The sequence below is a fragment of the Marinobacter suaedae genome, from assembly GCF_030519635.1.
GTDB classification, from domain to species: Bacteria; Pseudomonadota; Gammaproteobacteria; order Pseudomonadales; family Oleiphilaceae; genus Marinobacter; species Marinobacter suaedae.
This window is the reverse complement of sequence record NZ_JAUMIS010000001.1, coordinates 1,590,456-1,613,535: the sequence shown is the minus strand read 5'-3', so window position 1 is coordinate 1,613,535 and position 23,080 is coordinate 1,590,456. Positions and strand designations below refer to the sequence as shown.

At 60.6% G+C, this 23,080-nt stretch carries 19 protein-coding genes; 8 read left to right on the top strand and 11 right to left on the bottom strand.

Annotated features, from left to right (window positions below; genetic code table 11):
* Nucleotides 1-115: 115 nt before the first annotated feature.
* Both QVZ43_RS07340 and QVZ43_RS07335 read right to left on the bottom strand, forming a co-directional pair.
* Complete coding sequence (locus QVZ43_RS07340; RefSeq protein WP_302909406.1) at nucleotides 116-715, bottom strand: hypothetical protein; 600 nt, start codon at nucleotides 713-715, stop codon at nucleotides 116-118.
* A 125-nt stretch (nucleotides 716-840) separates the two neighbouring features.
* Nucleotides 841-2,331 (bottom strand): amidase, encoded by a 1,491-nt coding sequence (locus QVZ43_RS07335; protein WP_302909405.1) that lies wholly within the window; start codon nucleotides 2,329-2,331, stop codon nucleotides 841-843.
* Between the two features lie 52 nt (nucleotides 2,332-2,383).
* On the opposite strand from QVZ43_RS07335, the gene QVZ43_RS07330 reads away from it, so the two are divergent.
* The 3 genes from QVZ43_RS07330 (at nucleotide 2,384) to QVZ43_RS07320 (ending at nucleotide 5,067) form a co-directional block, all read left to right on the top strand.
* Complete coding sequence (locus tag QVZ43_RS07330; RefSeq protein ID WP_302909404.1) at nucleotides 2,384-3,514, top strand: lytic transglycosylase domain-containing protein; 1,131 nt, start codon at nucleotides 2,384-2,386, stop codon at nucleotides 3,512-3,514.
* The gene (locus QVZ43_RS07325) at nucleotides 3,505-4,269 is read left to right on the top strand and encodes a sulfite exporter TauE/SafE family protein (protein WP_302909403.1); all 765 of its coding nucleotides are present in this window, start codon (nucleotides 3,505-3,507) and stop codon (nucleotides 4,267-4,269) included. The genes QVZ43_RS07330 and QVZ43_RS07325 overlap by 10 nt, the downstream gene beginning before the upstream one ends.
* 99 nt (nucleotides 4,270-4,368) lie before the next feature.
* Nucleotides 4,369-5,067 (top strand): hypothetical protein, encoded by a 699-nt coding sequence (locus QVZ43_RS07320; protein ID WP_302909402.1) that lies wholly within the window; start codon nucleotides 4,369-4,371, stop codon nucleotides 5,065-5,067.
* A 472-nt stretch (nucleotides 5,068-5,539) separates the two neighbouring features.
* Here the strand turns inward: QVZ43_RS07320 and QVZ43_RS07315 are convergent, their stop codons facing one another.
* Together QVZ43_RS07315 and QVZ43_RS07310 are read right to left on the bottom strand one after the other, a co-directional pair.
* On the bottom strand, nucleotides 5,540-8,713 hold the full coding sequence (locus tag QVZ43_RS07315; protein ID WP_302909401.1) for an efflux RND transporter permease subunit: 3,174 nt from the start codon (nucleotides 8,711-8,713) through the stop codon (nucleotides 5,540-5,542).
* On the bottom strand, nucleotides 8,713-9,762 hold the full coding sequence (locus tag QVZ43_RS07310; RefSeq protein WP_302909400.1) for an efflux RND transporter periplasmic adaptor subunit: 1,050 nt from the start codon (nucleotides 9,760-9,762) through the stop codon (nucleotides 8,713-8,715). The genes QVZ43_RS07315 and QVZ43_RS07310 overlap by 1 nt, the downstream gene beginning before the upstream one ends.
* Nucleotides 9,763-9,991: 229 nt before the next feature.
* On the opposite strand from QVZ43_RS07310, the gene QVZ43_RS07305 reads away from it, so the two are divergent.
* Nucleotides 9,992-11,359, top strand: a complete 1,368-nt coding sequence (locus QVZ43_RS07305) for a WS/DGAT/MGAT family O-acyltransferase (RefSeq protein ID WP_302909399.1) — start codon at nucleotides 9,992-9,994, stop codon at nucleotides 11,357-11,359.
* Here QVZ43_RS07305 and QVZ43_RS07300 read toward each other — a convergent pair whose 3' ends face one another.
* Nucleotides 11,360-11,776, bottom strand: a complete 417-nt coding sequence (locus tag QVZ43_RS07300) for an NINE protein (RefSeq protein ID WP_302909398.1) — start codon at nucleotides 11,774-11,776, stop codon at nucleotides 11,360-11,362.
* A gap of 93 nt (nucleotides 11,777-11,869) precedes the next feature.
* A complete protein-coding gene (locus tag QVZ43_RS07295; RefSeq protein WP_302909397.1) occupies nucleotides 11,870-12,970 on the bottom strand; it encodes a helix-turn-helix domain-containing protein in 1,101 nt (366 codons plus the stop codon).
* A 221-nt stretch (nucleotides 12,971-13,191) separates the two neighbouring features.
* Here QVZ43_RS07295 and QVZ43_RS07290 point away from each other — a divergent pair, with 221 nt between their 5' ends.
* Nucleotides 13,192-14,097, top strand: coding sequence for a metal-dependent hydrolase (locus tag QVZ43_RS07290; protein ID WP_302909396.1), 906 nt, complete (start codon nucleotides 13,192-13,194; stop codon nucleotides 14,095-14,097).
* Between the two features lie 50 nt (nucleotides 14,098-14,147).
* On the opposite strand, the gene QVZ43_RS07285 is transcribed toward QVZ43_RS07290, so the two are convergent.
* The 3 genes from QVZ43_RS07285 to QVZ43_RS07275 form a co-directional block, all read right to left on the bottom strand.
* Nucleotides 14,148-14,930 (bottom strand): class II glutamine amidotransferase, encoded by a 783-nt coding sequence (locus QVZ43_RS07285; protein ID WP_223795211.1) that lies wholly within the window; start codon nucleotides 14,928-14,930, stop codon nucleotides 14,148-14,150.
* Nucleotides 14,931-14,984: 54 nt separating this feature from the next.
* Nucleotides 14,985-16,091: a GGDEF domain-containing protein gene (locus tag QVZ43_RS07280; RefSeq protein ID WP_302909395.1), complete on the bottom strand. Its 1,107-nt coding sequence runs from the start codon at nucleotides 16,089-16,091 to the stop codon at nucleotides 14,985-14,987.
* A 110-nt stretch (nucleotides 16,092-16,201) separates the two neighbouring features.
* Nucleotides 16,202-17,017: an SDR family NAD(P)-dependent oxidoreductase gene (locus QVZ43_RS07275; protein WP_302909394.1), complete on the bottom strand. Its 816-nt coding sequence runs from the start codon at nucleotides 17,015-17,017 to the stop codon at nucleotides 16,202-16,204.
* Between the two features lie 248 nt (nucleotides 17,018-17,265).
* Between QVZ43_RS07275 and QVZ43_RS07270 the strand changes: the two genes are divergently transcribed.
* Nucleotides 17,266-17,724, top strand: coding sequence for an NfeD family protein (locus QVZ43_RS07270; RefSeq protein ID WP_302909393.1), 459 nt, complete (start codon nucleotides 17,266-17,268; stop codon nucleotides 17,722-17,724).
* Between the two features lie 2 nt (nucleotides 17,725-17,726).
* On the top strand, nucleotides 17,727-18,761 hold the full coding sequence (locus tag QVZ43_RS07265) for an SPFH domain-containing protein (protein ID WP_223795207.1): 1,035 nt from the start codon (nucleotides 17,727-17,729) through the stop codon (nucleotides 18,759-18,761).
* Nucleotides 18,762-18,779: 18 nt separating this feature from the next.
* Here QVZ43_RS07265 and yfbR read toward each other — a convergent pair whose 3' ends face one another.
* Entirely contained in the window at nucleotides 18,780-19,373 is a 594-nt protein-coding gene (gene yfbR / locus QVZ43_RS07260) for a 5'-deoxynucleotidase (protein WP_223795206.1), read from the bottom strand.
* A 104-nt stretch (nucleotides 19,374-19,477) separates the two neighbouring features.
* On the opposite strand from yfbR, the gene QVZ43_RS07255 reads away from it, so the two are divergent.
* Nucleotides 19,478-20,317 carry a substrate-binding periplasmic protein gene (locus QVZ43_RS07255; protein ID WP_302909392.1) on the top strand — a complete coding sequence of 280 codons (840 nt, stop codon included), beginning with the start codon at nucleotides 19,478-19,480 and terminating at the stop codon, nucleotides 20,315-20,317.
* Here the strand turns inward: QVZ43_RS07255 and QVZ43_RS07250 are convergent.
* Nucleotides 20,298-23,039 carry a DUF748 domain-containing protein gene (locus tag QVZ43_RS07250; protein WP_302909391.1) on the bottom strand — a complete coding sequence of 914 codons (2,742 nt, stop codon included), beginning with the start codon at nucleotides 23,037-23,039 and terminating at the stop codon, nucleotides 20,298-20,300. The genes QVZ43_RS07255 and QVZ43_RS07250 overlap by 20 nt on opposite strands.
* Nucleotides 23,040-23,080: the final 41 nt, after the last annotated feature.

The window sequence follows — 23,080 nt, the reverse complement described above, 5'->3', positions numbered from 1 at the left end:
CGGACCAGCCCCCGATTTGTCTAGTGGGGTTTATCTGCCGAAATTATCCGGCCACCATTCGTAAGAGCCATCCGGAGAACTCGCCGGTCTCTGATGCTGGCGAAACATGCCCTGCCTAGTGCAGGGCGCGCATCTGCCGGGGGTACAGTGCCGCACTCACCTCCGGCTCTTCCAGCAGGTTGGCCAGTTCGCGGTCAACCTCGGTTTCCTCACCTTCTTCCGGCAGCGGCTCGAACAGGGTGCTCAGCCAGCTGGCAATGGAGGGTGCCTCGTCCCGAAGGTAATCGGACGACAGCGCCTTGATGCCGCGGAATCCGATGATGCGCTGGTGCTTGGGATCACGGATCTGCTCGAAGCCCCGCCAGTACACCTTGTCCCGGGTGTGAAGCTGGACAAACAGGGTATCGATGGGCTCCTGCCCATCCGTATCCGCGGCCGCAGCTTCGGTTTCGGCAGCCTTGTCTTTGTCTTTCTGACGGATGGTGGTCCACGCCGGGTAAAGCACAGCGACGGCGTCTGCTTCGACGTGTTCCCGCGCGGCGCGCAGAATCAGCCCCCAGCGGGCCTTGTCGGCATCGGTTTCCAGAGAGTTAATGGGCAGGTCGTAGCTTTGTTCATTGGACAGCACAATCGCCATCATCGGGGCGTCCAGCTCCCCCATGGCTTCGGCTTGTGCAACGGACACCACATCATCGATTGCCATCGGTTGGTTCATAAGACGCTCGCCTCCTCGATGCCATCAGGGTCTGAAGGAAGGAACACCCCTTCCTTGTAAACAGCATAGCCTGATACGTACTCAAAGATAAACGTGGAGTTTTGCCGAGCAGATCACAACCCCCGTCAGACAAATTTTTGTTCCAGGCGCTCATAGTGGCCAAACCAGGGCGCGACTTCCTCCAGTTGAGCCGCCAGCTGCAATAGCCGGACCTCGTCTCCATGGGGAGCGCCAAACTGCACGCCCACAGGCAGACCAGACTCGGTCCAGTGCAGAGGAACGGACATGGCAGGCGTGCCGGTGAGATTGGCCAGCTGGGTGAAGGGGGTGCGCGCCAGGCTTTCCATGGCCAGCTGATCCACCTGTCCCGACACATGCAGCAGCTTGCCGGCTCGCAGGGCCAGCATCAGCTTACCGAGCATTTTCAGGGTTGCCGGGGTATCCATTTCGCCGATACGCGCCGGCAACTGACCGGTGGTCGGGCACAGGTACATGTCATAACCATCAAAGAACGCTCCGAGTGCCCGGGCAAAATCGTTCCAGCGCTGACGCCGGCGAACGTACTCTGACAATGGCATGCTGTCGCCCAGCATGGCGATCAGGCGGGTATCCAGCTCGAAGTCATCATCGTTGGCGCCGAACTGCTCCCTGGCTCGCGCAACCATGGCAGAAACCTCGCCACAATAGAGCCCCAGGTAACTGCGGGCCATGGCCATGCCGTCGAATTCGAGCCGCGCGTATTCCACCACGTGGCCAAGGTTTTCCAGCATTTTCGCGGTGGCTTCAACCGCCTCGACACACTCCGGCGCTACCTCGGTGTCGTAGGGGGACGAAGTAAAGACGCCAATCCGGAGCTGACCGGGGGACTGGTGCAAAAGCTCGGAGTACCGGCCCGGCGGTGGGGCGATAGTGAACGGGTCGCCGGGGGCAGGGCCACTGAGCAGGTCGAGCATCGCGGCGCTGTCCCTGACGGTCCGGGTCACCACATGATCGCTCGATGCCCCGGTCCAGGCCTCGCCAACCTGTGGGCCACTGGAAATGCGCCCCCGTGAGGGTTTCAGCCCCAGCAAGCCATTGTAGGCAGCAGGAATCCGGATCGAACCACCGCCGTCGTTCGCCCCCGCCACGGGTACGATGCCAGCCGCCACCGCTGCGCCCGAACCACCACTGGAGCCCCCGGGAGTCAGCTCGGTATCCCACGGATTGCGGGAAGCGCCCCACAGAGCGGACTCGGTAATGGCCTTGAGCCCGAATTCCGGAGTAGCGGTCCGCCCAAGAATCACCAGGCCACCGTTTTTTACCCGACGGACAAATTCCGAATCCCGGGTCGCTATGTTCTTCGCCAGACCTCGGCTGCCATAAGTGCAGGGATGCCCCTCCTGTTCCTGGGCCAGGTCCTTCAGCAGCATGGGCACCCCGGCCAGAGTCCCCTCAGCAGGAAAGCCCTGCCCCTTGGCCTCGTTAAACTGTGGGTGGCAGATGGTGTTCAGGGTGCCATCCACATGGGTGGCACGTTCGATGGCCGCCTCACATACCTCTCGGGCGCTCACCTCACCGCGTTTCATCAGATCAGCCAGTGCTGTTGCGTCGTACCTCAGGTATTCTGATTGCTTCATGATCAGTTCCGGTTGTTATTGTCTCGCCTGGAATATCAGGGATGGAGCGCGTATGGACCCTAATCGCCTGAGCTTACGACAGCAGAGTCTGTTTTTCATCCTGACCGCCTTGTGGGCGCTGTGTGCCACGGCGGAGTCAGACGTCCCGGACGACTCGGAGCGGGACTGGACCCAGGTCGTGCGCAGCTCACCCTACTGGGTCAGCCAGGGTGTCTACACCAACATTCTGACCATCCGCGACTGGGTCCTTCGAGAGTCGGGCTACTGCTCCGAAAGCGACCGCCACATCCTGTTCGATATGCGCGGGCAGTTTCTGGCCTGGCTCTCCGACAAGGCCACCCGGGAAGCAACCCAGGCCCAGCTCAACGATACCCGGCGCTCCTTGCACCAGGACGAACGGGTTGACACCTGGGTACCGGGGGGCAAAGGACAAACGGGGTATCCCTTCGCACTCTCCTGCGACCAACCCCATGTGGACCTTGATAGAGCCCTGGCCCGCTACCTTGGCCGAGCGCCCGCCTACCGGTTGTGGGGCGCCTGGGACGACCTGGCCTTTGCTTCGTCGGCCGAGCCGGGTTCCCTGCACGACGCGCTGAACTACGTTTACAGCACCCGCGCGGAGCAGCAGCGGATCAACCTCGCACCCGGGCTGCTGCCGCACCTGGCCGGACAGATCCTGATTGAAAGCGGCGGCCAGCAACGCGCCCACTCGGCCGCAGACGCCCGTGGCATCATGCAACTGTCGCCCACGGCGCTGTCCGACTGCCAGATCCGGCCCAAGAACTACTGGCACCGGCTGGCGCAAATCGACTGTGCACTGCGCCTGACCAACCAGAACGCGCGGAACCTGCGACCGGCCTTCAATGAACGCTTTGGCCACCTGACGGAGCAAAAACGGGAACGTCTGTTTAACTTGTTGCTGATACAGGCTTACCACGGCGGTGCAGGGCGGATCACCTCGCTGCTGACCGACCCGCAACTGGGCAAACCCGCCGATTACTTCGCCACCCACCATGGGCGTTTTAGCGCCGGCGATATTGCCTTTGGTATGGTGTTTCATAATCTGGGACGGGACCGGCTGGGTCTGGCATCGCTGTATTATGTGGCCGATGTGGAACTGGCCATGGAAGCCCTGTGCAAAACACCGGAAATCACCGAGACGGACTTCTGTGCATGGAAGTAAGCCTGTTGTTACCCGAGGCCCTGAGCCTGCCCATTGCCCTGACCCTGCTTGCCTGTTCTGCACTGACCTCACTGATCACCGCCACCCTGGGGGCGGGCGGCGGCGTGCTGCTTCTGGTGCTGATGGCCGGCTGGCTGCCCCCGGCGGCCATCATTCCGGTCCACGGCATGATTCAGCTGGGTTCCAACGCTGGCCGGGCGGCCATGACCGTCCGACACATCAACTGGCCGGTGATCATCGCCTTCGCACCCGGCGTTCTGGTGGGCACCCTGGCGGGGGCATGGTTACTGGTCGATCTGCCCGAGCCGGTCTGGCAACTGGCCGTGGCCGGGTTTGTGCTCTACCTGTGCTGGGGGCCGCCACTGCCCAGGGCATCCTTCGGTAGCGTCGGCACCTTTCTGGCCTCGGCGCTGACCAGTTTCATCAGCCTGTTCGTGGGGGCAACCGGGCCTCTGGTCGCCGCTTTCATCAAGCAGATTCAACCAGACCGTTTTTCCACCGTTGCCACCTTCGCCACCGCCATGAGCCTGCAACATGCGCCCAAGGCACTGGTGTTCAGTCTGGCGGGATTTGTCTTTCCGGACTGGCTGCCGTTTATCCTGGCCATGATCATCAGCGGCTTTGCCGGTACCTGGATTGGCCTGCACCTGCTCAAATCGTTCAGCAACCAGTGGTTTAACCGGCTGTTCAATCTGGTGCTGACGGTGCTGGCATTGAGGCTGATCTGGCTGGCGAGTGCTGACTGGCTGGCCTGACCGCCACTGCGACTCTCAGAATGTTCATGGTCATCGGCCACCGCTGGCGTTACCCTAGAGCCATACCGTTGTAGACCGTCCAAGCGATAAGCCCGACTCATGAGTACCACTGCCCTACCTGCCCGACAACTCGGTGAACTGATGTGCGAAGTCACCGAGCAGATCCTCTGGCTCCCGGCCGCCAACTGGGTCCGGGAACGGCTTCCAGGCAGTACGCTGGCCTGCCGCACCGGTTCCGGCCAGGCCACTTACCACCGCTTTGATCCCCGGAACAAGCAACACCAGATCACCTATGGCGTGCGGATGATCGAGGCCAAGCATTGCGCCGAATCCGCCCACGGCTGGCTGTCCAGTCGCGAAATCCAGCGCAGGGGTTATTTCGACGGAGAAGTCAGCCCGCTGAACCTGCTGGCCCACACCTGCTGTCACGAGTTCGCCCACCTACTTCAGCAAAGCGCCGGCAAACGCTTTCGAGGCTCGGTCCATAACCGGCATTTCTACAACATTCTGGATAATCTGCATCAGAGCGGGGGCGCGGAGGCGGCACGACAGACCCTGGCCGAAAAGGCCGAACACCACTCGCTGAGACTGTCTGACACGCCCCTGGAACTGCCCGGCCCGGTTCATAGCCACCGGCAGTGGCAGGTCGGAGAACCCATCGTTTTCGGCCAGGAACCAAAGGTCATTCAGGGACGAATTCTGCGGGTGAATCGCAAAACCTGCACGGTGGAGGGCACCGGCGCAGCCAAAGGCGTCCGTTACCGGGTACCTATGCAGATGCTTCGGTCAGTCCGCTAACACCTGATCCCGCACTTCGATCGCCCCGGCGTCGCCATGGGCCTCCAGCAGGCTGCGAAGCTCCGGGATACAGGACTCGCACTGGCGTGAGGCGATCAGGTAATCCGCAGCCTAGGAAGCGACCGCCGGTTGCGGCTGCCTTCTGGTACTCATGGCAAAACGCCAGCCCTTCAACTCCGAACAACAGGACTGGAGCAAGTACCCGGCCACTGTCCGGCCTTAAAAATGGGCATTCGCCCCAGTTCGGGGCAGCTTTCCTGCACTCGGGCCAGGCCTTTACCGTCAAAACCACACCAACCCACTGATTTTTATAGAGACTAAAAACTGGCATGAAGATCGCTAAATAACCCGTAAGGATGAACGCTTTGGCCATGGATTTGGCTGGATCATCAGATCATTGTTGTTGGCATTGGTGCCGGACCATCGAATCCCTGAAGGGATGAGATGCTCCGGTTTTTTTCGTTTCTGGACATTAACGACGCACGGCACCTGTTTCGGTGTCGATGCGGTCCCGGAGCGAAAACACCAGGATCGCCAGGGCCGGCAGGAAGGTGACCGTCACAATGGCCGCCCCCATCAGCCCGAACAGGACGATGGCTCCCACGCCCCGGTACAGTTCGGTGCCTTCCCCGGGCAGGAATACCAGCGGCGACAGGCCGCAAATGGTGGTCAGGGTGGTCATGGCAATGGGACGCAGCCGGGTGGCCACCGCATCGACCACCCCCTCGACCACATTGCCGCCCTGGTGGCGGAGGTTCTGGCGGGCCTGATCCAGTACCAGAATCGGGTTGTTCACCACGGTGCCCATCAGGATCAGGAAGCCCAGCATGGTGATCATATCGAACGGCTGGCTCAGGGGCTGAAGCCCCAGCAGCGGCAGCATACCGCCCACCAGATTCATCAGCGCCAGCCCGATGATGCCTCCGGCAACGCCGAGCGGAATGGCGGTCAGGATGAGCAGCGGGAATCCCCAGTGGGCAAAGATGGCCACCAGCACCAGGTAAACAATGGCAATGGCGATGATGAAATTACCGGTCAGGGCATCACGGGTGGCATTGAGCTGATCGCTGGCCCCGGAGATATCCACATCCACGCTGGCCGGCAGCGTTCCTTCTTCCCGCATGGTCTGAAGTAACTCGGTACGCACCCGTTCCACCCCGGTTTCCAGCGGCACCTTGCCCGGCGGGATGACATTCAGGGTGACTGTGCGCCGGCCATCCACGCGCCGGACCACACTGGTGTCCACGGTTTCCTCCAGCGTCGCAATGCTGGAAAGTGGCAGGGTGGCGCCATCCGGCGTATGCACCATGACATCGGGCAGACTGGCCAGTTGCACCCCCTCGCTGGCCTGACCGTAGACATAGATGTCCACCTTGTCGTCGTCCAGAAAGAAGTCGCCGATATAGCTGCCTTCCGTCAGTGAGGCCACCGTGAAGCCGATGGCCTCGGTGTCCAGGCCCAGCTCTGCCGCGCGGTCCCAGTCCGGCCGGACCTGCACCAGTGGCTGAGCCAGGGACAGGGTCGGCGGCTGGCTCTGGATACGTGGGTTGTCGAAAATGGTTTCGGCCTGGCGATAGGCCGCGTTGGCAGCCCGATAGACCGACGCCAGATCCGGGCCGGAGATATCGAGGTTGATGCTGCGGGTGCCGCCATCGTTGCTCGAGATGATGGAGCCTTTCGCGGCAAACGCGCGCATGCCCGGGAACTCTTCGTAGACCCGGGTGATTTCATCCATCAGCGCCTCAATGTGGGTGGGATCCAGGGTTTCGGCGATGATCCGCATACCGGTGGGTGACACCTGCATGTTCAGGTACGCCATGGGCGGGACTCGGGTCTCGCCTGCAGCATACGCCAGGCCATCGGCATTCACGTGGGGCAGGAAATGGTCCTCGACCTGCCGGGCAATGGCGGCCATTTCGCTCAGATTGTAACCAGGCGGTGCGTTCATAAAGGCGAAGGTCTTGGGTTCTTCGCCCTCGGGCAGGTACTCCGCCGGCGGCGTCAGGGCAAAAATGATCCAGGCACTGACCAGAACGGTCGCAACAATCACCAGGGTGCGACGCAAGGATTCAGACACCAGCCACCGAACCGCCCGCAGCACCGACGTGGACCAGCCGCCTGCGGTCACATTGCCATACTGATCGGTTTCCGTGGCGCTGCGGCGAAAATCGAGCCGGGCGCACAGGGTGGGGATGATGGTGATGGCCACCAGCATGGAAGCCAGGATGGCCGCTGAAATGGCAATGGCCACATCGGAATACAGTTGCCCGGCTTCCTCTTCGATAAACAGGATCGGCAGAAACACCAGCAGCGTGGTGGCGGTCGAAGCGAACACCGCTGGCCACACCTCCTGCACACCCTTTAGCGCCGATTCGAAGCGGTCCAGCCCCAGACGCCGATGGCGCTCAATGTTCTCCAGTACCACAATGCTGTTGTCCACGGTCATGCCGATGGCAAAGGCAATGCCGGCCAGCGAGATGACGTTGATGGTCCGGCCGGTAAGCAGCAGGCCCATAAACGCCGCAATGGCGCACAGGGGAATACCACAGACGCCGGCCAGGGTGGCCCGGCCCGAGCGCAGGAACAGGTACATCACCAGGGTGGCAAAGACCGCGCCAATGCCCAGGTTGGTCCAGACATTGGCGATGGACGCCTCCACGTAGCGGGCGTCGTCCGCTGTGAGCTCCAGGATCATGCCCGCGGGTTCAAGCACTTCCTCGTTGATGGACGCCACCTCGTCCATCATCGCGTGCTTGATATCAATGACATTGGAACCGCTCTCGCGCCGGACCTGCACGCCGATCACCCGTTGGCCATTGACGATCGCCAGCTCCCGGATGCGGGAATGGCCGGTCTGGACCCGGGCCACATCCCTGAGCCGCACCACACTGTCGCCCTGACGGCGGATAACCAGCTGTTCCAGCTCGGAAATATCCTCAAACCGCCCGACCGTCCGCAACAGGTAGCGGCGCTTGCCCGCCTCCAGTTCCCCCCCGGAGACATCCCGGTTGCGCTGGTTGATGGCGTTACGCAGATCCACAAGGCCAAGGCCCCGCTGTGCCAGCGCCGCTTCGTCGACCAGGATCTGAATCTGCCGGTCAGCACCCCCCCCGATCTCAACCTCGGACACCCCGGACACACTTTCCATTCGTGGCCGCACCCGGTCTTCGATGAAATCCCGCATCAGCTGGATATCCAGTTCCCGGGGGTTTCCCGGCAGGGTGGACACTCTCAGATACATGAAGGAATTAGAGGAGAAGGACGCAGCAACAATCCGGGGCTCGTCCACGTTCAGAGGGTAATCAGGGACCTGGCTGAGGGCATTGTTGATCTGGATAAGGGTTTCGGTGATGTCCACTCCGAACGGAAATTCCAGTTCAATCTCCGCGCTGCCACTGAAGGCGGTAGCCATCATCCGGCTCAGGTTGGGCACGTTGCGGAGATAACGCTCCTGCTCGATCAGGATTTCCTTCTCAATGTCCTGGGGCGTCGCGCCGGGCCAGCGGGTTTCCACGGTCACCGTGCGCACTTCCAGATCCGGAATCATCTGGACCGGGATGCGAAAGGCAGCCGCAGTGCCCAGGATCGCTATGATAAGGGCAACGACAGCGACCAGCGTGCCGCGCCTGATGATGGCTGAAAACATTACCGGGCCTCTCGGGCAGCCAGCCGGACCGTGATGCCCTCCGTCAGCGACTCGTTGCCGCGCACCACCACCTGCTCGCCCCCGTCAAGACCACGGGTGATTTCCACCTTGCCCTGAAAGGCCAGACCAAGCTGGACCCGCTTTTCGCTGACGGTGTAGGTGTCATCCCCCGCAGGCGTGGCAATCCACACGGTAACGCGGCCTTCGGGGTAACGGTTGAGGGCATCCCGGGATACGGTCAGTCCGGATTCGCCGGTGCTCACCTGCAGGGTGGCCTGCACCGCCATGCCCGGCCAGACCGTCTCACCTTCCGGTGGCCGCGCCCGCAGCAGAAAGGTACGGGCCTGGGGGTCGGTCACCGGCACCCGCACAGTGATCGGCGCTTCCTTCAGTTTGCTGTGCTTTCCGACACGAGCCAGTAACCGGGAACGTTCGTCCAGGCGATGCAGGTATTCCTGGGGCACTTGAAAGTCGAGGCGCAGGTGGGTGATGTCCACCAATTGCATGATCTCACCGCCGGGTGTGATCCACTCGCCCAGGTCGACACTCCGGCTGCTGACCACCCCGTCGAACGGAGCCAATACCTGATGTCGGCGCACCATGACTTCCATCAGGTTGAATCTCGCCTGATTTCGGGCCAGGGACGCCCGTGCCGCCACGACATCGTTCTCCCGGCTGCGCACCTCGGTGGCGGCGATGTTCCGTCCGGCGCCAACAGACTGGGCTTCCTGTAACCGGCGTTCAGCCTCCGCCAACAGCGCCCGGGCCTGGCTGGCTTCCGCCCGGGCCGCCGCCAGTTCGTAAACCGCCTGCTCATCGTCCAGCTCTACCAGGACATCGCCCCGGGCCACCTGGTCGCCCGTGTCCACCGGCACCGAGTCCACCAGACCGGCGACAGCCGGGGAAATAGCCGAGGCCTTCAACGGATTCACCGTGCCATTGAGCGGGATCTCCTGCAGAACCGGTTCCCGGGCGACCGTTTCCAGACGCACATCGGGCGCCTGCTGCGCCCTGACGCCGGCCGACAGCCCCATCAGCAAGATCAACACTGCGACACACCCAGCCCAGCACCTTGTCTTCACGCCATGTATGCCTGACTCTGTCGGCACAGACTCACCCCTTGCGTATTGATTTCCCTGATTAACTGCTACGACCCTAACCTTAGTTCAGACCTGACCGGCAGGAACCGTCAATTCTGCGGACCGGTCAATGTCCGGGCGCCAAACCTTCGGCTACCATCAAAGTCATCCACACCAAGCCCTGAACAAGGATCGTCATTTGAAATCTCTCAGCCCCACCGATCAGCTGTTTCTCTGGCTCGAAAAGCGCCAGCAACCCATGCATGTGGGCGGGCTCCAGCTGTTCTCTTTTCCTGACGATGCGCCGGACGATTACGTGGCCCAGCTGGCCGGGCAGCTCCGCCAGCACACTCATGTGACAGCGCCCTTCGATCGCTGCCTCGACACCCGCCTGACGCAGCCGGTGTGGGTGCACGACGACCACCTGGATCTGGAGCATCACTTCCGGTTCGAGGCACTGCCCACACCGGGGCGAATACGAGAATTGCTGACCTTCATTTCGGCCGAGCATTCACACCTGATGGATCGGGAACGGCCCCTGTGGGAATTGCATCTGATCGAGGGCCTGCAGGACCGGCAGTTTGCCCTGTACATCAAGGTGCATCATTCGCTGGTCGATGGTATGTCGGCCATGCGCCTGATTCGGCGCATGTTGTCGTCCGATCCGTCCCGGCGGAATATGCCACCCATCTGGGACCTGCCGGCTCGCTCCGGGCGGGACGATGGCCCGGAGCCAAGTCTGTGGCGTACGCTCCGACACTGGCTGGGCGAATCGGGCAAGCAGCTGGGCACGGTGCCCACCGTTGCCCGGGAGATTCTTCGCACGGTCAACGAGGCCCGCAAAAACCCCGTGTACGATTCCATCTTCCACGCGCCGCGCAGCGTCCTGAACCAGAAAATCACCGGGTCACGCCGTTTCGCCGCCCAGTCGTTCGGCATGGAGAGAATCCGTCGGGTATGCCATGCCTATGGCACTACCGTAAACGATGTGGTGATGGCCATGTGCGCCACGGCGTTGCGGGTGTACCTGATGAACCGGGACGCTCTGCCGAAAAAGCCACTGGTGGCCATGGTGCCAGTGTCCCTGCGGCACGACGACAGCAGTGCCGAAGGTAATCAGGTGGGCATTATCCTGGCTTCGCTGGCGACCGACCTGAGCGAGCCGGCAGAACGGCTGATGCACATTCACAGGGAGGTCCGGGAGGCCAAGGATCGCTACGCCCAGATGTCGTCCGAGGAAATCATCAACTATACCGCACTGATGATGGCACCTGCCGCCTTCCACCTGCTCACCGGCATGGCGCCGGACTGGCAGACCTTCAACGTGGTGATATCCAACGTGCCCGGTCCGAAAGAGACACAGTACTGGAACGGCGCGAGACTGGAAGGCATGTACCCGGTGTCCATTGCGATGGACCGTCTGGCCCTGAACATGACGCTGACCAGCTATAACGATCAGGTCGAATTTGGCCTCATCGGTTGCCGGCGCACCCTGCCCAGCCTCCAGCGGATGCTGGATGGGCTGGAGCAGGGGCTGGAAGAGCTGGAACAGGCGGCGGGGCTGTAATCAGTCGAACCGCCGTTCCCGGTTGCGGATGGAAATCTGGTCGTTCAGGGTCCAGAAATCATAGAGCACACCAAGCAGGAACAGACCGCCGGTGAGCAGGTAGATGATGCCGCTGATCCACTTGCCCATGTACATCCGGTGCAAGCCGAAGACACCGGTGAACGTGAGCAGTAACCAGCCAATGTTGTAGTTGACTTCCCCGCTTCGGAACCGGATGTCCGCCTCCCGGTCCATGGCCGGGATCAGGAACAGATCGATGATCCAGCCGACAAACAATAGGCCCAGGGTGAAGAACCAGATGGTGCCGGTCACTGGCTTTCCATAGTAAAACCGGTGGGAACCCAGGAACCCGAAGATCCAGAGCAGGTACCCGAACAGCTTGCTGTGCGTATCCTTCACGTCCAAGTCAGTGGTCATAAAACGTCCCGATAATGATTGGTTTCAAACAGTTATATGGGTGCCCGGACGAAAATACACAAGGGCTGATGAGACGGTTTTTGCCAGCGCCGGTCAGGGACCAACGTCGGGCGCGGGATCGGTTTCCCGGAATTCGCCAGCCGACTTGCCGGTCCACTTCCGAAACGCACGGCTGAAATTGGACAGATCCGCATACCCCAGTTCATAGGCAATTTCGGTTGCTGACTTGTTGGTATAGCGCAGCAACTGAATGGCCCGGTCTTTCAGTACCGCCTCAACGATTTCCCGATAACTGGTATCGCGCTCTGCCAGCCGTCGTTTCAGGGTTCTCGAGGATACGAAAAAGCGCTCGGCGGTGGCCTCCAGCGAGGGCAAAGGCCCCGGCATCATCCGCAACATGTTTCGGATGGCCAGACTGATGTCCCCTTGCTCCTTCAACGCCTTTTGCAGTTCCAGCTCGCACTGCTCCCGGGCCATGCGGGACGCATCCGCATCGGCCAGCCGCATGGGCACAGTCATCAGTTCGAGGGGAAACACCAGCGTGTCTTCAGGCTGCCCGTACTCGAAGCGCACGGGCAACTGGCACTCAAAACGCGGGTAGTAAGGTGGCTCAGGCGCCCTCAGACGGACAATCACACCTGGCAGCTTGCCCTGTTCCATGATCAGCCCCCGCTGCCCCGCGATGCCACGGTCCAGTAGCTGTTCGGTCAGGTAAATCAGGGTCGCGCTGACGGTCTCCAACAGAAAGTCATACAACTCCGGCAGTCCGGGCTCTGCGTGCAGATACATCCGCACCTGATTACCGGTGATGGAATAATCCATGCTCAGAAAAGGGGCCCGCAACTGCAGATAACGCTGCACCGAGGCGACCGCAGCCGAGAAGGTCGGACTGGTGAGGGCCGCGAAGCCCAGCGTGCCATGAATGGTCAGGCGCAGCTGTCGTGCCAGCGCAAAGCTCAGGCCATCCGGTCCCGCCAGATGGAGGGCACGCTGGGCCAGCACAATCGCATCGGTCGCGAAGACGCGGCTGTCGCTGGATTTCAGGTCATCGGGAGTAACATTCAGGCCCTGGAACATCAGCCGGTCATTGTGCCCAAGCCGGCGGACCGTCTCGGCCAGTACCTTCATGTAAACGCCTGGAACCAGCGACAACCCCGCTGTCCGTCGTTCCTGACCCGGTCCGGTTCTGGTCATGGTGGTTCCTTCCCGATTAAGAGTACAAAGCAATGTCACCGACTCTATCAAAAGCCCTCATGGCCGACAGTGGGGCCGGCCCTGGGTCCACTCCGTCAATCCGGCCAATCGACAGGCCCCGTGTCCCAACCTGAACGGAGACCGTCCCCTAATCGCATTCCGACACTCTCTGGATTTCCACAAACTGGGGCCATGACATCCGCCCACAAGGGAGTACAGACATGCAGACGTCAGATGCTTCAGCCAAATCGGGGACGATTCCTCGGAATGCCTCACACACGCCAGAGACCGTGACCATCAAGCCACAGCGTATGGGCTTTACCTTTGATGCCAGGGTGCCCCGGTACTGGGTCAACAACAATTACCTGGTCAGCCACACCATGAATGCCCTGTCCGTTCTATTCCCCGAGGGTGAACAGTTCTTTGTTGACTCTGTGCGCGCCTTCCGCAAGGACATTCAGGACGAAAAACTGAAGCGCGAGGTGCGAGGCTTTATCGGTCAGGAAGCCATGCATTCCCTGGAACACGACGATATGAATCAACACGTTGCCGAACAGGGCATGCCCGTGGAAGCCATGGAACAGGACCTGAAACAACTGCTGGATGTGGTGAGGTTGCTGCCGGAGCGCCACCAGCTGGCCATCACCTGCGCCCTGGAACACATCACTGCCATGATGGCGGACTTGCTGCTGGAGCGTGACGATGTCCGCGCAGACCTGCACGAGAGCATGCAGCCATTGTGGGTCTGGCACGCCATCGAGGAAACCGAACACAAGGCGGTGGCCTACGATGTCTTCAAACAGGCCGGCGGTACCTATGCCGAACGTGCGTTTTACCTGTTACTCAGCACTGCCGTTCTGGGAGTGGTGGCAAGTTGGTTCACCGCTCGCATGATGCTCAGGGATCGCAAGCGCTTCTCGCTGACAGACTCGGCCCGGGGCCTCTGGCAGCTATGGGGCAGGAAGGGCGCGTTTTCGAGCCTGATTCCCTCGTGGCTGGATTACTTCCGCCCGGACTTCCACCCCTGGGACAAGGACAACAGCGAACTGGTCGCTGAGTTCAAGAAACAGATCGAGCAGCACATCGCGCCGGAGTACCAGGCAACCAACCGGCGAACATTGCAGTAATTCGAGCATGGCTGGCCTGTCGTAGCCGACTGGCAAGCAGGCCGGCAGCATCATGCTTCGCCAGCGTGTCCCTGCAAGACAACACCGCCCTGACGCCACAACCGCCACTCCCCGGGCTGGTAGATATCCCAGACTTCGTCGGCGGTGAGCGGTTCAGTCACGATCACACTGACCACATCATCGGGCGTGGTTTCAGACTCGAAATCGACAATCACATCGGCATCCCTGAGTCGTGCCGGCCCAAACGGTGCCCGGCGGGTGATGCAAGCCATCTTGGTGCTGCAATAGGTAAAGAGCCAGTCGCCGTTACTCAGCAACAGGTTGAAGACCCCGAGCCGGGAAAACTCGACCGACAGCTGGACCAGATGCTGCACCAGGTCCTCGGCCGGCGTTTCCCTGTTGCAGTGATCCCTCAGGTGATTGAGCATCCGGCAGAACAAGGCCTCGCTGTCGGTGGAGCCGACCGGCTCGTAAAACCCAGGCTGTGGTTTGACGTCCGAAATCTGGCCGTTGTGGGCAAACACCCAGTACTGCCCCCACAGCTCCCGGATAAAAGGATGGGTATTGGCCAGGCAGACACTGCCCACATTGGCCTGACGAATATGGCAGATGGCCACTTCACTCTTGATCGGGTGGGTCTGAACCATTTCGGCAATGCGGGAATTGGCGCTGGCGTCCACGTCGTGGAACGCCCGCACACCCTTGCCTTCATAAAACGCGACTCCCCAGCCATCCTTGTGCGGACCGGTTGCGCCGCCGCGTCGGGTCAAGCCGGTGAAACTGAAGCACAGGTCGGTGGGGGTATTGGCGCTCATGGCCAGCAATTCACACATAGGGCAGTCCGTTCGTTCAGGGATAGCTCAGAACCTGCTCCAAGGGTACCTGATTCAGGCGGCGCCGCCAGCCAATATATCCCGTGAACGGAGCAGACCCGGGGCCTCTGCCGACACCACGCAGTTGCGCCCGGCCGTCTTACCCTTGTATAGCGACCGGTCGGCCATGGAGAACAGGGTTTCCGCCGTATGGCCGTGTCTGGGCCAGTGGGCAATGCCAAAGGATGCGGTCACCCGTATCCGGTCTTCGCCGTACCGCAAGTCCCTGTCAGCAACCACCTGCCGGAGCTCATCCATCAGCTCAAAGGCATGGTCGGGCCGGACGTTACGCAGAATCAGACCGAACTCCTCGCCACCAATGCGCCCGACGAAGTCCGTGGCCCGCAGTCTTTCCTGCAATCGGCTGGCGATGTGTTTCAGGACCTTGTCGCCGGCAACATGACCGAGGGTGTCGTTAATCAGCTTGAAATGGTCGATATCCATGATCACCAGGGCAAATTCGGCGCCGCTGCGTTCACTTTCGGCCAACGTGCGGGCCAGCGTTGCCTGGAAGCTGCTGCGGCTGGGCAGGCCGGTAAGGCCGTCGGTCTGGGCCACCTCCACCAGCCGGCTCTCCGCCTCTTCCCGTCGCACTTCATACAGGTGAACAAAGGTCAGCATCAGGCCCGCGCATAACACCATGTTCAGAAGATCGATGGCGACCTGGGGGCTGTCAACGCTTCCGAGGTAACGGTAGTAGAAATAACAGCCCAACATCATGAAGGGCATACTGAGGATCAATCCCTCATGCTTGCCCAGCAGCAAATAGGCCAGCACTGGCATCATCAGTACCCAGACGAATGCGGTCACCGAGGCATTGGGCAGGATCATGATGATCAGGAAGAAGGAGAACAGGGAGGCCAGATAGAGATAGATCCACTGCTGCAGCTGTGGTGTGGTTTTCAACCGCCAGCACCCGATAAACAACACGACACTGGCCAATAGCTCTGCACCACCCACCCAGAACGCGCCCGCCAGAAACTGCATGTACGCAAACAGCACAAGGGCCGTGCCGGTTACGGTAAACAGGAGCCGTGTCAATGAACGGCGATGACTGTCCCTGAGGCCGGAGCGGCTGTGCTCCAGTGTTGCCCCCAAATCCATTTGGTTTGGCTTATCCATGCTGATCGTTTTCTTTCCCTGACGTCTCAGCAAGTATAGGTGGTTTTTCCTGTCTGACAACAGGACAAGCGCTGCCGTGTGATGGCCGGATGACTCCGGCCATCCGCCCCTTACACGTACAGGTTCTTGCGCGAGAAACGCTCCACCAAAGGCTGGTAGGCGGCGCCCAAAAGCCGGTTGATGGCGTCGATGCCCCAGGCGTCGGGACCGACAAGGATGCGGGATTCATTGCGAAGGATACCTTTGACGATGGTGTTCGCAGCCTTTTCCGGGGTCGTGAGAGCCAGCTTGTCAAACCCCTTGCGGAGTCCTGCGGCATTCTCCGATTTGCCCATGCGCGCGGCGTTGGCGATGTTCGTCCGGATGCCCCCCGGGTGTACGCAACTCACTTCCACCGCCTGTTCCTCCAACTTCATTTCCTGCCGCAACGCCTCGGTAAAGCCACGGACGGCGAACTTGGCTGAGTTGTAGGCGCTTTGCTTGGGCACGCCAATCAGCCCAAACACACTGGAAATGTTGACCACATGGCCATCACCGGATTCGATCAGGTGCGGCAGGAAGGCACGTGTGCCGTGGGCAACACCCCAGAAGTCGATGTCCATCACCCACTTGAAGTCTTCGTCGGTCATTTCCCGGACCGACGCCGACAGAGCGACACCGGCATTGTTGATCACCAGGTTGACCTGACCAAAATCCTTCCGTACCTGTTCAGCATGGGCGTAGATTGCATCCCGGTCTGACACATCCAGGTGGTAGCTTTTGACCTCAACCTCACCGAGCGACTTCACCGTTTCCGCCAACCCGGTGTCATTGACATCGGACAACGCCAATCGGCACCCCTTGGCAGCTAGCGCCTGGGCCAGTGCCCGCCCAATTCCAGAACCCGCACCGGTTACCACGGCCACCTTGTTGTTCAGATCCTTCATAAGTGTCAGTTCTCCTCGCTGACTGAGTTGAATGCAACGCCCCGTTTAGTTTGTCACGCGCGGGAAGCCGCCCTTCTTTAGTAAGGCAGATTCTTTATCAATTGGCCTCCCCCTGAACATGACTTCGCCCACAGAACTGAGAGGCACTTCGGTCACCCGAAGACTCGGCACACGGATTTGGATACAATCAGGGCCCGGAGGCCAACTTCCTGATTTGGCCCAACTCTCTGAATTACTGGACGTTACCTATGGAATGGAGCCTCACGCATTTCTGGCTGATCCTGGCCCTGGTGCTGAGCCTTGCTGAACTTACCTCCGGCGTTCTGGTGCTGCTGGCACTGGGCGTTGCCGCTGCGCTGACCGCCCTGGTGGCGTTTCTGGGCGCGCCGCTCGAAGGTCAGCTGGTCGCCATGGGCATTTTCTCCGGCATCCTGGTACCGGTGGCAATCCGCTGGATACGTCCCCGCTTCTCGCCCAAGGGCGTGGCCTATGGCACGACCGGCACTGGCGTAGAACACCAGCAGCGCTATCGCACCCTGAAACGGGATTTTGACGGTGCCACCGGCATCAAGGTGAACGGGGATTTCTACCGGCTGCGCGTTAAGAGCACGGGCCAGACCGACCTGCCCGAAAGCACCGAAGTCATCTTTCAGCAGTTTGACGGCACCACCGCCGTTGTCGAAACGACCCACAACACGGAGCAGTAAACATGGAAGCATTCATCTCACCGGGACTGGTGATCAGCCTGGTTTTCGTTGTTATCGGCATTTTTATCATCGCCAAGGGGCTGGTGATTGTCCGCCAGTCGGAGGTCATGGTCATCGAGCGCCTGGGTTCCTTCAACCGGGTGCTGGAAAGCGGGGTAAACATCATCATCCCGTTTATCGAGCGGCCACGCCCGATCACCATGATCCGCTACGTGCGCATGGGCGAGGACTACCATCCGGTCACCAGCGACGAAACCCGCATTGATCGCCGCGAGACGGTGATGGATTTTCCGGGCCAGCCGGTGGTGACCACCGATAACGTGACGGTCAAAATCAACGGCGCGCTCTACTACCAGATCATCGATCCTCGCCGGGCCGTGTACGAAGTCGCCAACATGAGCCAGGCCGTTGAAGTTCTTGCCAAGACCACCCTGCGTTCGGTGGTGGGCAAGATGGAACTGGACAAACTGTTCGAGTCCCGCAGCGAGGTCAACAACGCCATTCAGGCTGAAATGGAGGAGCCAGCCTCCAAGTGGGGGGTCAAGCTGACCCGGGTGGAAGTCCAGGACATCAGCATGCCGGAAGAAGTGGAAGAAGCCATGCGCCTGCAGATGGCAGCCGAGCGTAAGCGCCGGGCGACCGTGACCGAAGCCGAAGGTGAGAAGTCGGCAGCCATTGCCATGGCCCAGGGCCAGCGGGAGTCCGCCATCCTCAATGCCCAGGGCGATAAGGAATCCGCCATCCTACGGGCCCAGGGTGAGCAGGAATCCATCCGCCTGGTGCTCAGTGCCATGGGCGAAACGGAACAGAACAAGCAGACCGTTATTGGCTACCTGCTGGGGCAAAGCTACATCAAGGTATTGCCCAACATGGCCAAAGACGGCGAGCGGATCTTCGTGCCCTACGAGTCTTCTGCGCTGCTCGGTTCCATGGGCATGTTCCGCGAACTGACTGGCAGCCCGGAAGACGTGGTTCGACAGTCCCTGCAACGGGATGGCCTGCGTGCCGGCGTGCTCGGATCAGCCGCCGACGCCTGACCCATCCGGGAAGCGGGGTTACTCCAGCAGGTTGTCCAGCGGGCGGTCGTAGCTGGGCGCAAACACCTGCAGGAAATACTCCACTTCCCGTAATCCCTCCTGTACGAGCCGTGCCCGGATTTGCCGGGCCGCCGGCTCGAATTCTGAATTGCCAGCCCGGATCTCCGCCTCGCACTTCAACAATGCCGACAGGCGATCGGCAGCCTTGATCAGTTCCTTGTCTTCCGCCGGCAAGCGCGATTCCCGCACATAGGGCGAAAAATCGTCCCGCAGATCCTCCGGTAACAACGCCAGCAGTTCCGCTTCCGCTTTGTGTTCGATATCGCCAAAGGCTTCTCGCATGACTTTGGAGTGATATTTGACCGGCGTGGGCATGTCCCCGGTGATGACCTCGGTGGCATCGTGATACAGGGCGGCCGCCGCGATGCGATCGGCGTTCACCTGGCCGCCAAAATGCCGGTTGCGGATCAACGCCAGGGCATGGGCTAACGTCGCCACTTCCCAGGAGTGGGTCGCGACATTCTCCTCAATGGCGTTGCGCATCAGGCCCCAGCGCTTTATCCACCGCAGGCGCGATACGTAGGCGAAGAAGTGGCTGGCAACGTGTCCCATGTTTCTTAATCCCATTTTGCAGAACTTTATAATCTTGTCATTCAGGGTCTGTGTTGCAGGTGGTAGGCTGCAACTGAGTCATCTGATCCAGAGGCAGTCACCCTATGTCCGTTACTGGTCGGTTTTCACGAACCTTCTTGCAGCTTGCCAGCACAGCCCTGCTGGCCGGTTGGCTGCCCATTGCCCAGTCGGAAACCGTCATCACCCTCGGCGCCTATCATTTCCCGCCGATTGCGGATATGGGCAGCAACCAGAAACCCAAAGGGCTATTAGGTGATCTGATCACCGCTTTGGAAGCGGCCCACGACGACCTGGACATCCGAGTTTTTCACACCTCGCCGAAACGGCGCTACCTCGATTTTGAAGCCGGACGGTACGACATCATCCTCTTTGAAAGCGCCGACTGGGGCTGGTCGGACCGGGATGCCTTGATCAGCCAGCCCATCCTCGTTGAAGAGGAAGTGTATGTTGCACTGAACAAACCCGACCGGGACCAGTCGTTTTTCGATGCCATTGCCAGTCGCAGCATTGTCGCCATGTCCGGCTACCATTACGGTTTTGCCGACCGTGAGACCGATCCAGACGTGCTCCGGCAGAACTTCCGTATCGAGTTCTCCGACAACCACAATCGAAGCCTGCGGCTGATCAAAGCGGATCGACCGTCACTGGCGGAAGTTGCCATCATCAACCGATCCTATTTACGCGACATCCTGGCAGAGAACGACGTTTGCCGGTCCCAGCTGCTTATTTCGGACAAGCCAGACCAGCGTTACCAGTTGCGCGTGATCGGCCGCAAGGAAGGCCGGGTAACCGCGGACGACCTGATGCGGCTACTGCACCCGCTGATCGCCAACGGCTCCTATGCTGAACTGGTCCACAAGTGGGGCCTTCAACTACCGGATAACCTGCCTGCCCAGCTCGCTGCTAACGGGCATCCAGAGTAAGGTCGATGCTCACAAGGCCTTCGTCGGGCACCGTGGCATTACTGGATGCGTCTAGCAGGTAGAGTCGGTCCGGGGACACGCCCTGACTCTCTGCCAGGAAATTGCGAACCACCTGAGCCCGCTCAGAAGCCAGGTTGCTCAAGGCGTTCGGGGACAGGTCACTGCCATCTACATCCGGGGCCACAGCGCCACGAATATTCAGGATCAACTCTGGCCGGTCTGCCATGCCTTTTGCCAGAGCTGCCAGTTTTTCCTGTTCCGGCTTCGACAACTCGGCACTGCCGGCCCCGAAGTTGACCACGCCCAATTCTTCGCTGGTGAAACCAGCCAGATCGACAATCGAACCCAGAATAGTGAAGGGTGCTGCCGCCGCTTTGACCAGTAAATTCACAAAGGTTTTCCGGATCACATCCCGGACACTGAAACTCGGGTCTGACAGATCGCCACTTACCGGCAGGTCCAGTTCGATCACCCCGTCGCCGTCCTTCAGTACCGCCAGCCCGAGGGCCACCGGTGCGTCTACCGCCTCATCGCTGTCGACCACTTGACCCAGTTCGATCTTATCGAGCACAACGTGATTGTTGGCATCAAGGCGGGTCCCGGCAATCTTGTAGTCAAGATTCAGATCCATCTTGCCACTGTCGACGTGATAACCAAGCCTCCGACTGAAATAGGGTGAAAGCTGGGGCAGGGAAAGACCATCCACTGTGAGCTGCAGATCGTTAGTGGCATCGGAACCCAGGGTTCCGATGGTGCCGGCAAACTCAAGATCAGCGACCTTGTCGATCCGACCCCGCAGGCTGACTTTACCCTCCTGGGGCTTGATATTGCTCAGCCCGGTAACGCTACCGGAGAAGCGGTCTAACGAGGTGGTGACCGGCGGTTTCAGACTTCGGTCGGTGTACGCCACCGAACCCTCCTCCAGCATTAGCTGGCCGATTCGGAAAATGAAGCCGGGGGTATCACCGGCAGCCGAGGGCTGTGCGCCGGAGTCCCCCGTTTTTGCGCCACCCTGAGGCCCAATCGAAGCCACGTTGAGCGCATTATTCGCCCCCCGGATCAGTCCGACAGCCGGCTGGGTGAGTGTGACCGTGCCGATTTCCAGGCGTGCGGGGCTCACGTTGTATTCAATGGGTGCCAGCCTCAAGGCTTTCCAGGTCAGCAACTCGCCCTCCTGCTCGGGAAGGCGGAGTGCCAGATCGGCAATCTCTGCCGTGCCGCTGAACGTGCCCGTGAGTGGATCCTGCTGACCATCCAGATCCAGGTTTCCATCAAGGCCGAGCGTGCCATTGACCACCCTCAGGTTGGCATTTTGCTGTACATAGGGACTGACAGCTTCCAGCGCCACCCCGGAGACCGCCACCGCACCTTCGAACGTAAACGGCTGCGGTGTGACCTGGCCATCGAGGGAAAACTGGCCGCCGCTGGCCAGGGTGGCCCGCAACTGGTAACCGATCGGCTCATCCAGCCGGTGGCTGGCGTTCCCCACCTCAAGAGACAGCTGTTCCAGGGCCAGTTCGGCCGGTGTGTCCAGCATGGCATCGCGCCAGGCAATGCGACTGTCCGCCAGGGCAATCCCCTGCACCGACCAGCGGAAGGGTGAGGCGACCGGCTCGGCGGAGGGACTTTCTGCATTCGGTTCTCCGGAGGTTTCACTCGGCGCTTGCCCCGAAGACAGTGGCACCAGCCAGTCGATCTGCCCGGATTCATTACGGGCCAACGCCATGTCCAGTCCGGTGATGCTCACCTCGCCGATGGCGGCCTCCCGACGAGCCAGATCAAAGGTTATCCGGTCGACCGTGAATGCCCCCGTGGACAGGGCGGCCAGCTCGCTATCCGGCGACAACGCCAGTGCCAATCCCTGAAGGGATACTTCACCGTTGCGGGTGGTTAACTGGAATACCTCGCCGCCGGCCAGATCGTAATCGGCACTCAGACTGATCTCGCCGCCACGCAAGTCGTAGGGCAGAAAGGGCGCGAGGAAGTGCTTGAGGTTATCGTAGCCAAGGCCACTGACGTTTATAGAGCCCTGCGATGCCAGCGGCACCACGCTCAGGTCGCCCTGCCATTCGATGGTGTCGTCCCCGAGGGCGGCCTGCACATTGTAGGTGCTGCCGGAATCGTCCCGGCGCCAGGTGGCCAGATCCAGAAGATTCAGGTCCAGAGGGGTGATCCGGAACTCTGCCGGCTGGGCCGTACCCCGGCTGAAGTCCCGGAACAGCAGTTCGCCACCGTCGATCACGAGTTCACCAAAATACAGGCGCGGTGGCGCTGCCTGATCGGCGTCGGTCGCTTCCTGCTCAGGCGCACTGACGACGGGATTATGGGTTTGCCAGTCACGGGCAAAATTGACTGAATAGTCTTCCAGCAAATCCAGACGGATAAACGGTTCCTGGAGCTGAATGGCCTCAAAGCCAACAATGCCCCGGACCAGCTGGAACAGGTTCAGGTTCACAAACAGGCGATCGAAACCGAGCACCGGTTCGCCACTGTCGTCCTCTGCGGATAGTCCCAGCGCTTCTACACTGAGCGCGAAGGGATTGATGGAAACCTGGGAAATCTCCCCCTGCCAACCCATGCGCTCGCTGAGCTGCTCTGGCAGATTCTTCTCGAGCCACCATGGCAGAATGAGAAAGCCGACGATGGCGTAGAGCAGCACCAGAACAGCCAGTACGATGAGCAGTGTGCGTGCCAGAGGGGTATGTTTTCGGCTTTCGGCCACAGCGTTCTCTCCTTTTAAGCACTTAGCCCAAGGCCTTCATG

What these genes read in the sequence shown, in the direction of transcription:
- QVZ43_RS07285 (WP_223795211.1), bottom strand. Translation starts at nt 14,930, where the DNA reads ATGTGTGAATTGCTGGCCATGAGCGCCAATACCCCCACCGACCTGTGC.
- QVZ43_RS07340 (WP_302909406.1), bottom strand. Translation starts at nt 715, where the DNA reads ATGAACCAACCGATGGCAATCGATGATGTGGTGTCCGTTGCACAAGCC.
- yfbR (WP_223795206.1), bottom strand. Translation starts at nt 19,373, where the DNA reads ATGGGACACGTTGCCAGCCACTTCTTCGCCTACGTATCGCGCCTGCGG.
- QVZ43_RS07280 (WP_302909395.1), bottom strand. Translation starts at nt 16,091, where the DNA reads ATGGATAAGCCAAACCAAATGGATTTGGGGGCAACACTGGAGCACAGC.
- QVZ43_RS07265 (WP_223795207.1), top strand. Translation starts at nt 17,727, where the DNA reads ATGGAAGCATTCATCTCACCGGGACTGGTGATCAGCCTGGTTTTCGTT.
- QVZ43_RS07270 (WP_302909393.1), top strand. Translation starts at nt 17,266, where the DNA reads ATGGAATGGAGCCTCACGCATTTCTGGCTGATCCTGGCCCTGGTGCTG.
- QVZ43_RS07295 (WP_302909397.1), bottom strand. Translation starts at nt 12,970, where the DNA reads ATGACCAGAACCGGACCGGGTCAGGAACGACGGACAGCGGGGTTGTCG.
- QVZ43_RS07255 (WP_302909392.1), top strand. Translation starts at nt 19,478, where the DNA reads ATGTCCGTTACTGGTCGGTTTTCACGAACCTTCTTGCAGCTTGCCAGC.
- QVZ43_RS07300 (WP_302909398.1), bottom strand. Translation starts at nt 11,776, where the DNA reads ATGACCACTGACTTGGACGTGAAGGATACGCACAGCAAGCTGTTCGGG.
- QVZ43_RS07290 (WP_302909396.1), top strand. Translation starts at nt 13,192, where the DNA reads ATGCAGACGTCAGATGCTTCAGCCAAATCGGGGACGATTCCTCGGAAT.
- QVZ43_RS07325 (WP_302909403.1), top strand. Translation starts at nt 3,505, where the DNA reads ATGGAAGTAAGCCTGTTGTTACCCGAGGCCCTGAGCCTGCCCATTGCC.
- QVZ43_RS07330 (WP_302909404.1), top strand. Translation starts at nt 2,384, where the DNA reads ATGGACCCTAATCGCCTGAGCTTACGACAGCAGAGTCTGTTTTTCATC.
- QVZ43_RS07320 (WP_302909402.1), top strand. Translation starts at nt 4,369, where the DNA reads ATGAGTACCACTGCCCTACCTGCCCGACAACTCGGTGAACTGATGTGC.
- QVZ43_RS07335 (WP_302909405.1), bottom strand. Translation starts at nt 2,331, where the DNA reads ATGAAGCAATCAGAATACCTGAGGTACGACGCAACAGCACTGGCTGAT.
- QVZ43_RS07275 (WP_302909394.1), bottom strand. Translation starts at nt 17,017, where the DNA reads ATGAAGGATCTGAACAACAAGGTGGCCGTGGTAACCGGTGCGGGTTCT.
- QVZ43_RS07315 (WP_302909401.1), bottom strand. Translation starts at nt 8,713, where the DNA reads ATGTTTTCAGCCATCATCAGGCGCGGCACGCTGGTCGCTGTCGTTGCC.